The 12186-nt window shown below is 66.4% G+C and carries 12 protein-coding genes; 9 read left to right on the top strand and 3 right to left on the bottom strand.

Going from position 1 to position 12186, the window contains the following annotated elements:
• Positions 1 to 34 precede the first annotated feature (34 nt).
• Genes AAFN88_RS10795 through AAFN88_RS10785 form a run of 3 tightly spaced genes read left to right on the top strand, consistent with a single transcriptional unit; the run spans position 35 to position 3069 of the window.
• Positions 35 to 1441, top strand: coding sequence for a hypothetical protein (locus AAFN88_RS10795; RefSeq protein ID WP_347520312.1), 1407 nt, complete (start codon positions 35 to 37; stop codon positions 1439 to 1441).
• Positions 1442 to 1471: 30 nt separating this feature from the next.
• Entirely contained in the window at positions 1472 to 2329 is an 858-nt protein-coding gene (locus AAFN88_RS10790) for an FkbM family methyltransferase (protein ID WP_347520311.1), read from the top strand.
• Complete coding sequence (locus AAFN88_RS10785; RefSeq protein ID WP_347520310.1) at positions 2323 to 3069, top strand: hypothetical protein; 747 nt, start codon at positions 2323 to 2325, stop codon at positions 3067 to 3069. The genes AAFN88_RS10790 and AAFN88_RS10785 overlap by 7 nt, the downstream gene beginning before the upstream one ends.
• Positions 3070 to 3073: 4 nt before the next feature.
• On the opposite strand, the gene AAFN88_RS10780 is transcribed toward AAFN88_RS10785, so the two are convergent.
• A complete protein-coding gene (locus AAFN88_RS10780) occupies positions 3074 to 4792 on the bottom strand; it encodes an ABC transporter ATP-binding protein (RefSeq protein WP_347520309.1) in 1719 nt (572 codons plus the stop codon).
• A gap of 281 nt (positions 4793 to 5073) precedes the next feature.
• Here AAFN88_RS10780 and AAFN88_RS10775 point away from each other — a divergent pair, with 281 nt between their 5' ends.
• The 4 genes from AAFN88_RS10775 (at position 5074) to AAFN88_RS10760 (ending at position 8019) form a co-directional block, all read left to right on the top strand.
• The gene (locus tag AAFN88_RS10775; RefSeq protein ID WP_347520308.1) at positions 5074 to 6255 is read left to right on the top strand and encodes a pyridoxal phosphate-dependent aminotransferase; all 1182 of its coding nucleotides are present in this window, start codon (positions 5074 to 5076) and stop codon (positions 6253 to 6255) included.
• A gap of 58 nt (positions 6256 to 6313) precedes the next feature.
• Positions 6314 to 6826: a tetratricopeptide repeat protein gene (locus tag AAFN88_RS10770; RefSeq protein WP_347520307.1), complete on the top strand. Its 513-nt coding sequence runs from the start codon at positions 6314 to 6316 to the stop codon at positions 6824 to 6826.
• Positions 6823 to 7524, top strand: coding sequence for a hypothetical protein (locus AAFN88_RS10765; RefSeq protein WP_347520306.1), 702 nt, complete (start codon positions 6823 to 6825; stop codon positions 7522 to 7524). Before AAFN88_RS10770 ends, AAFN88_RS10765 begins: the two co-directional genes overlap by 4 nt.
• A gap of 129 nt (positions 7525 to 7653) precedes the next feature.
• A complete protein-coding gene (locus AAFN88_RS10760; protein WP_347520305.1) occupies positions 7654 to 8019 on the top strand; it encodes a hypothetical protein in 366 nt (121 codons plus the stop codon).
• 75 nt (positions 8020 to 8094) lie between these two features.
• Here the strand turns inward: AAFN88_RS10760 and AAFN88_RS10755 are convergent, their stop codons facing one another.
• Together AAFN88_RS10755 and AAFN88_RS10750 are read right to left on the bottom strand one after the other, a co-directional pair.
• Positions 8095 to 9240: a 5-formyltetrahydrofolate cyclo-ligase gene (locus tag AAFN88_RS10755; protein WP_347520303.1), complete on the bottom strand. Its 1146-nt coding sequence runs from the start codon at positions 9238 to 9240 to the stop codon at positions 8095 to 8097.
• Complete coding sequence (locus AAFN88_RS10750; RefSeq protein ID WP_347520302.1) at positions 9237 to 10265, bottom strand: nitronate monooxygenase; 1029 nt, start codon at positions 10263 to 10265, stop codon at positions 9237 to 9239. Before AAFN88_RS10750 ends, AAFN88_RS10755 begins: the two co-directional genes overlap by 4 nt.
• A gap of 445 nt (positions 10266 to 10710) precedes the next feature.
• Between AAFN88_RS10750 and AAFN88_RS10745 the strand changes: the two genes are divergently transcribed.
• Positions 10711 to 11571 carry a LysR family transcriptional regulator gene (locus AAFN88_RS10745; protein ID WP_347520301.1) on the top strand — a complete coding sequence of 287 codons (861 nt, stop codon included), beginning with the start codon at positions 10711 to 10713 and terminating at the stop codon, positions 11569 to 11571.
• Positions 11572 to 11679: 108 nt separating this feature from the next.
• Positions 11680 to 12129, top strand: a complete 450-nt coding sequence (locus tag AAFN88_RS10740) for an Rrf2 family transcriptional regulator (RefSeq protein WP_347520300.1) — start codon at positions 11680 to 11682, stop codon at positions 12127 to 12129.
• The last annotated feature ends 57 nt before the right edge of the window (positions 12130 to 12186 follow it).

Below are 12186 nucleotides of genomic sequence, written 5' to 3'. Positions count from 1 at the left end.
TTTGACCCATTTCTGCTGAAGAGAGTTTAGTTCCGTGACCCTCGCCCAACCGAGTTTCAAGACCAAGTACTACCACAAGCGATGGGGGCATCTGCTGCGGCTGGAGCGTGACCGGCCCGCGGGCACCCGCGACGAACCCGAACTGGTGGCGATCGACCCGGACCCCGGCGTCGCCCCCAGCGGGAAGCCGCCGGTGCGGATCTTCCTGGGGACCGAACCGGCGCAGCACCGCGCGGAACGCATCTTCGTCTGGTCGGTCCTGCAGCACCGCGATCCGGCGCGGCGCTACGAGATCTACCTGATGAAGGATCTGAAGGGTTACGACCGGCTGAAGTGGAAGACCGGCTTCACGGCCTACCGCTATGCGATCCCCGACCTGGCGGGCAAGACCGGCCGGGCGATCTACAACGACGTCGACCAGATCTACCTGACCGACCCGGCCGAGCTCTTCGATATGGACATGAAGGGCGCCGGGCAGCTCTGCATCACCGAAAAGGAAACCGCAGTGATGCTGCTCGACTGCGAGAAGATGTCCAAGATCTGGCACCATGAGGACGCCCAGCGCGGCGAACGCCACAAGTTCTTCCGTCACCGCGTGCACGACAACAACCTCTGGGGCTTGCTGCCGGGGGTTTGGAACTCCCGCGACCACGAGTACGAGCCCGGCGTCTCCAAGCTGCTGCACTACACCACCCTGCAGATGCAGCCCTGGCGTCCCTTCCCCAAGGTTCTCAAATACAAGGAGAACCCCAACGGCGAGGTCTGGTTCGAGATGGAGCGCGCGGCCGACGCCGCCGGCTTCACGCTCTTCACCGAGGAGAACCCCAGCCCGCGCTACAAAAAGCTGGTCGAGATGTACAAGACCATGCATCAGGAAGGTTCCCCCGAGGCCGGGCGCCCGGCGAAGAAGACCTTCTCCGGCAAGTCGCTGATCGAGCATGTCGGCCCGATCGCCAACCTGATCAAGGAATGCGACGCCACGACGCTGCTCGACTACGGCTCCGGCAAGGCGCAGTTCTACAAACCCTACCCGGGCGAAGCGGCGGAATCGCGCTTCAAGGCGCAGGACGAGTGGGGCGCAACCAAGGTGACGTGCTACGATCCGGGCTATGAGCCCTTCTCCGGCCCGGTCGAGCCGAAGTACGACGGCGTCATCTGCACCGACGTGCTGGAGCACATCACCGAAGAAGACATCCCCTGGGTGCTGGACAAGCTGTTCCGCCATGCGCGGCACTTCGTCTATGCCGTGGCGGCCTGCTATCCGGCCAAGAAGTTCCTGCCGGACGGCCAGAACGCCCACTGCACCCTGCAGCCGCCGGAATGGTGGCGCGAGCAGCTGGAAGCGGCGGCGCGGCGCAATCCGGGCGTCAAATGGCAGCTCTGCGCCCAGCTGAAAGCGAAAATCGGCAAGGGCAAGAGCGACAGGGTCTTTCGCGGCTGAACCACGGCGCCGCTAGCAGAACGGAACGACATGGCAGAACTTGGATACTCCAAGCTCAAAGGAGTGCGGCGGCGCTTGGCCAAGCTGCGCTTCGGCATCGCACGCAGTCTGATGGGGCGTTGCCGCCTGCGCGACGAAGAGCACAGCTACCGCATAGATCCGGTGTCATTCCGCGAGCTGTGGCGCGTCTCCAGCATCTATCTGAAGGAAACGGGGACCGTCGAGCTGATCCGCCGGGAACTGCGCGACGGTGACGTGTTCTGCGACATCGGCGCCAACATCGGCCTCTACAGCCTTATGGCCGCCGCCCGGGTCGGCCCCAGCGGCAGGGTCTATTCCTTCGAACCCCTGGCCGCCAACTTCGCCAGCCTGGTGGAGAACATCCGCCTCAACGGCTACAGCGACCGCATGACACCCTTCTCCCTGGCGCTGACCGACGAGGCCGGCGTCTTTCCGTTCCACTATCTGAGCGTCGAGCCGGGGTCGTCGGGCAGTCAGCTCCACGAAGCGGTGGACATGAACGAAGCCGACTTCACCCCCCTGGTGACCGAGATGAAGTACGGCGCCAGCCTGGACGGACTGATCGAGGCCGGCGCGATGCGCGCACCGGACGTCATCAAGATCGACGTCGACGGCAACGAAGCGCGCATTCTGCGCGGCATGCGCGGCCTGCTCGCCGGCGCGCAGCGGCCGCGCGTGATCAGCGTCGAGGTGAACGCCCGCGAGAAGGATGCCCTCTTCGGCTTCATGCAGGCCCAGGGCTATGCCTTTTCCGGCCGCAACGACACCATGGGCGGCTTGCGCCAGATCAATGCGGGCAAGGACCCTGAAGAGGTTGCCTACAACGCAATTTTCCGCCCAGCAGAGGCCAAGGCAGCAGCATGCTGAAATTTGACGCGATCAAGTTCGACTACGAACCCTATCCCATCGGCATCGCCCGCGGCGCCATCGATCCCGACTTCTACAAGGAGTTGGTCGAAACCTTCCCGGACGACAAGACTTTCGTCCTGAAAGAGTTCAACGGCGTCAAGTACTCGCTGTCCAAGCACAACAACAAGGCCGGCTACTTCGATCACCTGAGCAAGAACGCCGCCTGGGGCCGCTTCTACGCCTACATCAAGAGCGAGCAATTCATCACCGATACCATGGCGATGCTGAAGTCGCACAACATCGACCTGGGCTTGGCGAACATTCCCTTCAAGGAGCGCATGATCCGGCGCTTCAAAGCGCTGAAGAAGGGCAGCCCGCAGCCGCATTTTCCGAGACTGCGGTCACGCTTCGAGTTCTCTTCCATGCCGGTGACCGGCGGCAGCATCCGCCCGCACACCGACCATCGCTCCAAGGTCGTCACCATGGTGATCCCGATCCTGCGGGAGGGCGAGTGGAACGACGACTACGGCGGCGGCACCAGCATCGTCTGGCCGAAGGATCGCACCCGCAGCTACAACTACACCAATGCCTACATGGACTTCGACGAAGTCGACTGCGTGAAGACCTTCCCCTTCGAGCCCAACCAGTGCCTGGTCTTCGTAAAGACCTATAACTCCTGGCACGCGGTCTGGCCGATGACCGGCAACGATCCCTCGATCCTGCGCCGCACCCTGACCATCAATATCGAAAGCGACTGAGGGCTCAGGCGGGGCGTTTCAGACCGCGGCCGTCCTTCACCAATTCGATCGCGCCACCGTCCACGCGGTAGGTGCGCTCGGCGATCTCGGTCCAGGCTTCGCGGTGGGTGATCGCCAGGATGGTCATCTCGTCGCTCAAGGCGTCGATATTGCGGCAGATGTCCCGCTCGGTGCTGGGATCGAGCGCCGAAGTCACCTCGTCGAGGATCAGCAGCTTGGGCCGCCCGGCGAGTGCCCGGGCCAGGGCGATGCGCTGGCGCTGGCCGCCGGAGAGCTTTGCGCCCTTCTCGCCGACGATGCTCTGCAGCCCCTCCGGCAGATCGCTGACGAAATCCCAGGCGCCGGCCGCTTCCAGGGCGCGCTGCGCCTCGGCTTCGTCGATGCGCGGGTCGCCCAGCGTGACGTTGGCCAGCACGGTGTCGTGGAACAGAATCAGATCCTGCGGCACGTAGCCGACCATGCCGCGCCAGGCCTCCAGGTCGATCCGGCTGAGCGGCGTGCCGTCGATGAGGACCTCCCCGGCCTGCGGCTGGTGAAGCCCCAGCAGCAGATCGGTAAGCGTGGTCTTGCCCGACCCGGAGGTGCCGGTGATCACCGTCAGGCCGCGTGCCGGAATATCGAGGGTGACGTTGTTCAACACCGGCTCGGTGGTGTGGGCGAAGGACACCCTCTCGAAGTGGCAGCCCTTTTCCAGGGTCGGCACGGCGGTCCCCGGATTCGGCTCCTGTGCTGCCGCCGCCTCGTCAATCAGCTTGCGCATGGCCCAGTAGGGGCTTTCCAGCAGCACCGCCTTCTGGAACTGGCGCTGCATCTTGCCGACGCTGGACACCGCCTGGTACAGCAGGATGCCCATGACGATGAGCTGCTGCACCGGCACGTCCCAGCGCGTGGTGGCGACGAAGAAACCCACGCCCACCGCGATGGCAACCAGCATCTCCTCCATGTTCTTCAGCGCGTACTGGCTGACCACCTGACGGCGCAGCGCCCGCTTCAACTGCTCGATCTTGCGGTCGAAAAGATTGGCGAACTTGCCCGACTTGGCCATGGCCTTCAGCGGCTTGATGTTGCTGAGGGCGTCGCTGAGATAGATCACCAGTTCGGAGGTGCGCTCGGTCTGGCGTCGCCCCGCCTTCTTGCTGATGCGCACCAAAAAGTGCAGCGACAGCGCGATGGTCCCGCCGAGGGCGAGCGCGGCCAGGGCGAGCCGCCAGGACACCATAGCGGCGACGACACTGTAAATTACCGCCTGGATGACGTTGACCTGGAAGTTCGCGGCCATGAGGTAAGCCTGTCCGGCGCGGGTCGAATCGACGCTGACCGCGTTGGCGATACGCCCCAGCGGCTGATGGGTGAAATAGCCCCAGCGCACCTTCAGCAGGCGCTTGATCAGCTCCGCGCGCAGGCTGGTGGCGACCTCGGCCACGGCGTAGCCGACGTACTTCATGGCCACCATGGTCAGCAGGCATTTGAAGACGATGCCGCCGACCACCAGGGTGAGCAGCAGTTCCAGCTCGGGCGCCAAGCCCAGCAAGGCTAAAGCTTCCTCGACATAGACCGTAATGGGTGAGGAATCACCGGCACCGTCACTAATGGCGAGGGACAGCAGCGGCAAGAGGGTGGCCAGGCCGATGCCCTCGGCGATGCCGGCCAGCAGCAGGCAGGTCAGCACGAGCCAGGGCTTGGTGCCCCGGGCGCCGTAGAAAATACGAAGGATACCGATCATCGCCCCATCTATTTGCGGGAATCCAGTGCCGGTCAAGCGATTTACGGGCCTGCCGGGTGCAGCGCGGGGCTGAGACGCTTCGATCTTCGGGCCCGCGGCCGGGCCGGCACCCCCATATCGCGGCCTGCGGGTGGCGCCGCAGGCCCCGGGCCGGCCCCTCCCGGCGGCCGGTACGCCCCCCGGCGCTGCTGTGCCATCGTCCCGCGCAGCAAATCAACGCCCGTGGCATCCTTCCGGTGTTACCTTGGCGGCGACAAGCGGAAAGGAGGCCCGGTCCGGACATGGCTGACGGAAGCGACTGGCTGGCCGACAACGTCGCCGGAATCGCCGTCTCCGCGATCAAGGAGATGGCCATGCGCGCAGCGTCCCTGGAGGATGTCGCCTCGCTGACCTGGGGCCTGCCCTCCTTCCAAACCCCGGCCTACATCCGCACCGCCGTGAAGGACCTGCTGGACAGAGACCCGCAGTCGGGCATGTACAGCCTGCCCGACGGCCTGCCCTCCCTGTGCCGCGCCGTCGCGGCGGGGCACGAGGCGGCGACGGGGATCGGGGTGAACCCTGACCGCAACGTCGTCATCACCGCCGGCAACATGCAGGGCCTGAACGCTCTGTTCCATACGCTGCTGAACCCGGGCGACGAGATCATCGTCACCGAGCCCGGTTTCGCCTCCCACTTCCAGCAGATCCGCCTGTGCCGCGGCGTGCCGGTGTTCTGGCCCCTGGACGCCGCCGAGGGTTGGCGGCTCGCCCCGGAGGCGCTGCCCGGGCTCATCACTCCGCGCACCAAGGCCATCGTGCTGGTCTCGCCCTCCAACCCCACCGGCAAGATCTTCACCGAGACCGAGCTGCGCCGCGTCGGCGAGATCGCCCGGCAGCACGGCGTGAAGATCCTGCTCGACGACCCCTACTCGCAATTCTGCTACGAGAACCGGGACCGCTATTTCAATCTGGCTTCGGTGCCGGAGCTGGCCGATACGCTGATCTACCTCTTCACCTTCTCCAAGGCCTACGCCATGACCGGCTGGCGCATCGGCTACATGATCCTGCCCGAGGCGATGAAAAAGGAAGTTCTGAAGGTGCACGACGCGACGCTGATCTGCGCGCCGCGCGTCTCCCAGCTTGCCGCCGAGGCGGCACTGACCGGGGAGCCGGTACACCTGAAGACATTCGAGACCATCCTCGCCCGCCGGCGCGAGCTCATCTGCGCGCGCCTCGACCGCCTGCCCCACGTCTTCGCCTACCGGAAACCGGAAGGCGCCTACTACATCTTCCCGCGCATCGTCGCGGACCACGGCAACGCCCATGACTTCTGCATCGATGTCCTGGAAAAGGCCCACGTCACGCTGACTCCCGGCGCCGCCTTCGGCCCCAGCGGCGAGCACCACCTGCGCATGGCCTACTGCGTCGCCGACGAGGTTATCGACAGCGCCTTCGACCGCCTGGAGAAGCTGTTCGGCGTCTAGGCGGGCCCGGTATCCGGTTTGTTGACCCCGACCACGTCGGGGGGCTAGCTTCCAGACCATGACCGCCCCCACGCCGCGTTCCAGCCCGCAATCCCGTCCCGGCGCCCCCGGCACCGGCCTGCCCGAACACGTGAAGGCGGCGGCCGTCCTGCGCAACCGCGCCGTGGCAGCGTTGAAGCAAGGCCGCGGCGCGGAGGCCGAGGCCCTTTTGCAGGAAGCCGTCAGGGTCTTCCCCGGCTTCGCCGAAGCCGAGATCCGCATCGGCAACATCCGCCGCGCGCGTGGCGACCTCGAGGGCGCGGTCCAGGCCTACCGCCGGGCGCTGAAGATCAAGCCCGACTACGCCTGGGCCCACCTGGAGCTGGCCATCTGCCTGCAGCGCGGCGGCGACACCGAGAGCGCCCTGGACCACTACCGCCAAGCCGTGCGTCATAATCCCAAGCTTTACAAGACCGTGCTCTTCGCCATGGTCGACCAGCCGCAGGGCAGCTTCTGGCTCGATATCGAGGCCCTGAAACGCGAGCTGCGGATCGACGCGCCGGCGCAGGGTCCGGGAAAGGACACCGCATGAAAATCAAGTTCCGCTGCTTTCCCGAGTTGGAACCCCACCTGCCCAAGCCGCAGCCCGCCAAGCGCAGCTCGCCCGACTGGCTGAAGACCATGCCGCTGACCGCCTGGGCCAACGACTTCGAGGAAGAGGTGAAGACGGTGAAGGGCTGCCCGCCGGTGATCGACGCCATGACCCACGGCTTCATGCTGCCGCTGGCCTGCGACCTGCACGTCGACCGCGGCCGCTTCGAGTGGCACTGGGAGGGCCTGCCCGACGACCTGCCGCCGCACGTGCCACGCTCGCCGATCCACTTCCACGTCGCCGAACAGGTCGAGGGCTCGCCGCTGTTCAAGCCCGGCTGGATCCCGGTGAAGTTCCGCAACCTCTGGGCCGCCGAGCCGGAGGACGGCTGGTCGATCCTCTATACCCACCCGATGAACCGCCTCGACCTGCCCTACCGCACCATCACCGGCCTGGTCGACAACGACCGCTACCACGACGTCTTCACCCATATTCCGGCGGTCTGGACCGATTCCGACTTCGTGGGCACCCTGCCCGCCGGCACGCCCATCGCCCAGGCCATTCCCATCCGGCGCGAGACCCTGGAGATGGAAACCGCGCCCATGACTCCCGCCGAGCTCGACGTCTTCCTGGAAGCCACCCGCTCCATCAACGAGAATCCCGGCGAGTACAAGCGGCTCTATCGGGTGGCGCGCTAGGTCTGCCGCCTTGGTCCTGGCGGCACAACAAAACCTTCGATACCGAACTTCGATTATATTCGTTTGTCTCTCCGCCCAGCCGGGGAGAGGATAGCCATTCGGAGCACCAGTCATGTGGGAGCCTCGAGTATGGCAACGCAATCCTCTTCCGGGACACAGCCGCCGAATTTCCTGCTTCGCTACTGGCGCGGAGAAGGGGAACTCTGGAAGGTTTTCTGGCTGTACGGCGTGCTCGCAAGCACCGTCCTGGCCTGCCTCTACGCCGCGGCGATCTATGCAGGCAACCTCGCCGCCGCACAGCTTCTGTTGCCGCTTCTGCTCGTCTATACCGCCTGGATCGTCATTTCGGTCTGGCGCTGCGCCCCAAACGTCGGATGGGATTTCTACACCCATCTCTCCCGCGGCCTGACCATCGCCTGGGCCCTCAACGTGATCTTTGCCCTTCTGGGTCTGCAAATGGATCTGCTTGCCGTCTATGCCGGTCCGCCCGCGTAGCGCGGGCCCGCCTCACCCGGCGCAGCAGGGGTCGGCAGCCGCTGCGTGTCACGCCTCGAAAAGCGCAGCCAACCGTTATCCGCCAGGCGGCGGCACCAGCTCTTCGCAACGGGCGATATTGTGCGCGTGAACCCGCTGCATCTCGCGAAGGTCATGCAGAAGTTCGTCGTCGGCGATCCTTGCGCAGGCTTCCTCGAGCTTACGCACGACCCAGCCTTGTCCGCGGTTCAGCAAGGTAAGGCGCTCGGCCGGCGCGTCGAGCGCCAACACCTTGCCGTGAAAGGCGCCGACGGCGGCACTCGGAGAGCCGCCGAGGCGCCGGACATGACGGGACAGCATGGCGCAGAAACGGGCCTCGTCCATCGCGACGTCCCGCAGGGTGGCACGTTCCGCCGCCTCCCTCGCCTCGCGCCCCATTTCCGCCAGCACGCGGGCGCCCGCACGCTCGCCTTCCAGCAGCTCGTTCAACAACGAAAGCGTCTCCTCCCGGCTCATGTAGCCGAGGTAGCTGGGATCCAGCTCGTGCATGCTGCAGGGCGGCGAGGCATAGCTTCCCCCCGCAGTCCCGCTGGCCGGGCCCTGCCCGCCGCCGGAGACGCCGGCGGGGGTTAGCGGCACGCCACGGTAGCGATGACGGGTCACGCCGGCCTCGGTGACGATGGCATCGAGCGGAATGTCATGCGGCTGCGGGGAGATGGTCGCGAGACGACCGCAGGCATAGCCGACCCCGATGGTCAGCGGCCGCGGATCGAGCGCAGCCAAGGTGCGGTCGTAGTAGCCGCCGCCGTACCCCAAACGATAGCCGCCCTCGTCGAAACCCACCAAGGGCACGAGCAGGGCGGTGGGCCGCACCGGATGACGCTCGGCCGGCACCGGAATGTTCCAGAAGCCGCGCGACATCTTCATACGCGGACGCCAGGCCCAAAACTCCACCGGCCGGTTTTTTTCCACCACCACAGGCAGGGCGGCCTCAGCACCCAGGCTCACGAAATCCCGTACCAGGTGCCGAAGGTCGATCTCGGCCTTGATGGGCCAGTAGAAGCCGATACAGGCATGGCGCAGCTCGGGGAACTGCAGGTGAATCTGCCCACCGATCAAGGGCCGCAGAAACAGCCTTTCGCCACGCGGAATCGACGACCGCCGCGCCAGCAGCGCGCCGCGGGTCTCGCGGCGCCAGCTCCGCACCTCGTCCCAAGCCCGCACCGGCGGCGCTTTGCTCATCCGCCCTCACCCTCCCGGTCCGCCAGCCGCCGCAGTGTCCTGCGGGCCTCCTGAACGATCTGCCCGATCCGCTCGGCGGCCGGGACCACGCGATCCACCACGCCGCAAACCTGGCCCGCATAGAGGGCCAGCACTTCCAAGTCGCCACTGGTGCTCTTCAAAGGCGAGTCCGTGCTGAAGCGATAGAGCGGACGCCCCGCATCCTCCGCCACCACCTGACGCTCGAAGTCCTCCGGCCGGTAGCCGTGCAGGCGCGCGCCAAGGCTGGCGGTCAGGCTGTTGGCGATCACCCGCACCGGCGAAGCCGGGGGCCAGTTGATGGCGAAAGCATCGGTGTGCAAGGTATCCTGCGACCGGGCCGCGACGACACGCTGCTTGTGATAGCCGTGCGCGAAGGACTCCTCGGTGGCCAAGAAGGCGGTGCCGCAGTGAATTCCCTGAGCCCCCAGCGCCAACGCCGCGACCAGGCTTTCGCCGGAAGCGAAACCGCCGGAGGCGACCACGGGGATCGACACCGCCGATACCACCTGCGGCAGCAGCACCAGCGAGGTGAGTCCGCCGCGGACGTGCCCCCCCGCCTCGTAGCCCTGGACGATTACGGCGTCGGCACCGGCCGCCTCGGCGGCGCGCGCCTCCTCCACCGATCCGACCTGGTAGAGCACCTGGCAGCCGGCCTCCTTGGCGCTGGCCACCGCGCGAGCGTCCACTTCCCAGAAGAAGCACAGAGACGGCACCGCCTTCTCGAAACAGACGGCCAACTGGTCGGTCAACAGACCGGGGTCCGTCGCCGCCGGGATGAGATTGACACCGAAGGGCCGCTCGGTACGCGCCCGTACCCCGTCGATCTCTTCGGCGATGAGCTTCGGCGGCTCCCGCACCATGCCGAGAAAACCGTAACCTCCCGCCTCGGCGACGGCGGCGACCAGTTCCGCTCGGGCGACGCCTCCCATACCCGCCTGCAGCACCGGATAGCGGCAGCCGAGGAGATCGCAAAGCGGTGTCGCGAGGACCCCGCCTGCGGTCACAGGCCGCCTCCCCCTCGCCGGCCGTGCCGCGCCAAGGGCGCCTTCGACACGACGGCGTCCCCGCAAGTTTCGTTATTGGCGGCAAAGGCCCAGATCGCCTTGCTCTGGCCGACGCCGGCCGAGAAGCCGCCGATGGCCGCCGGCCCGCGCCCGATCCCGCGAAAGTAGTGTTCCAGAACTTCCTCCTGTCTCTCCTGGCTCTGGGCCTGGCTCTGGGCCTGGCGCTGGGCGCTGGGCCCGGCGCTGGGAGGGATGGCGCCGCAGCCGGGCGGCGGCGTCCTGCCGGTCCTACCCCGGCGACGGTGTGGCCTGGTGCCATCCCACCCGAGCCGCTTCAGGATAGGAACTACGGATTCTTTTGACAAACAACGATTCTGAGCATTTGATATCGAATTATTCGATATTATTTCAATCGAACGCTTTACGACACTGCGGAGGACGGGCCTTGGATACCGAACTCGCACGGACGTTCCTCACCGTCGTTGCCGCGGGCAACTTCGTCGGCGCCGCCGAGCGGCTTCACGTCACGCAATCGACGGTCAGCGCCCGCATCCATGCCCTGGAGAACCATCTCGGCTGCACCCTCTTCGTGCGCAACAAGGGCGGCACCACACTGACGCCCGCGGGGCGCCAGTTCGAGCGGCATGCCTCAACCCTCGTTCGCACGGTGCAGCAGGCGCGCCACGACGTCGGCGTCCCGCGCGGCTTTCGGGCGTCGCTGACGGTGGGAGGACGCTTCGGCCTGTGGGAGCAGCTCCTGCTGAACTGGCTGCCGCACATGCGCGCGGCAGCCCCCGACGTGTCCATCCGCGCCGAGATCGGCTTCGAGCCCGACCTCATGCTGGGGCTGGTCGAGGGCCGCATCGACATCGGCGTCATGTATACCCCGCAGAGCCGCCCCGGCCTCAAGGTCGAGCAGCTCTTGGAGGAACGCCTGATCCTGGTGTCGACCGATCCGGAGGCCGCGCCGGAGCCCGGGCCCGACTACGTCTACATCGACTGGGGACCGGAGTTCTATGCCCGCCACAGCGCCAGTTTCCCCAACTTCATCGGCCCGGCCCTGACCGCCAACATCGGCTGGCTGGGGTTGCAGCACGTGCTGGCCCGGGGCGGCGCCGGGTACTTTCCGGCCCGCCTGGTAAACGACCACCTCGAGGCCGGGCGTCTGACGCACCTGGAGGCCGCGCCGGTTTTCGCCCTGCCCGCCTACGTCGTCTATCCCGTGGACCTGAATGAGGAACTGACGGGCGCCGCGCTCGGCGCCATGCGCAAGCTGGCGGCCCACACCGAAGGCGCCTTCTACTGAGCACCTCCGGACACCTCTGCCGGGCCTTGGACTTCCGCAATAAGAAACATATGATATGCTTCTTATAGGAGGCCCCGTAGCTAGGAGGCCCCGCAACGGAGACCGGCAATGCGACTGACCGTCTACAGCGACTACACCCTGCGGGTACTGATGTACCTCGGTCTGAAGGGCGGCGGACGGGCGACCATCCAGGAAATCTCCGACTGCTACGGCATCTCCAAGAACCATCTGATGAAGATCGTGCAGGACCTCGGCCACGAAGGCCTCGTGACGACGGTGCGCGGCAAGAGCGGCGGCCTGCACCTGGCGCTGCCGCCCGAGGACATCTGCGTCGGCGAGGTGGTACGCAAGACCGAGCCGGACTTCCGCATGGTCGAGTGCTTCGGAGAAGGCGCCGTCGACTGCCTGCTCCATGGCAGCTGCGTGCTCGCAACGGCGCTGGACGAAGCCCTGGAGGCCTTCCTGGAGGTGCTCGACCGCTACACCCTCGCCGACCTCATCAAGTCCAAGCGGCGATTGCGCCAGCTTCTCGACCTCACGTCGGCGCCGCCCGCCTAGAGCCCTTTGCATCCTCCGGGGAAATACCCCGGCACAGCGGGGCCTCCGTGACGAGGG

This window comes from Pelagibius sp. CAU 1746, assembly GCF_039839785.1.
Lineage (GTDB): Bacteria > Pseudomonadota > Alphaproteobacteria > Kiloniellales > Kiloniellaceae > Pelagibius.
Note: the sequence above shows the minus strand (reverse complement) of the source record. Positions and strands in the feature narration are given on the sequence as shown.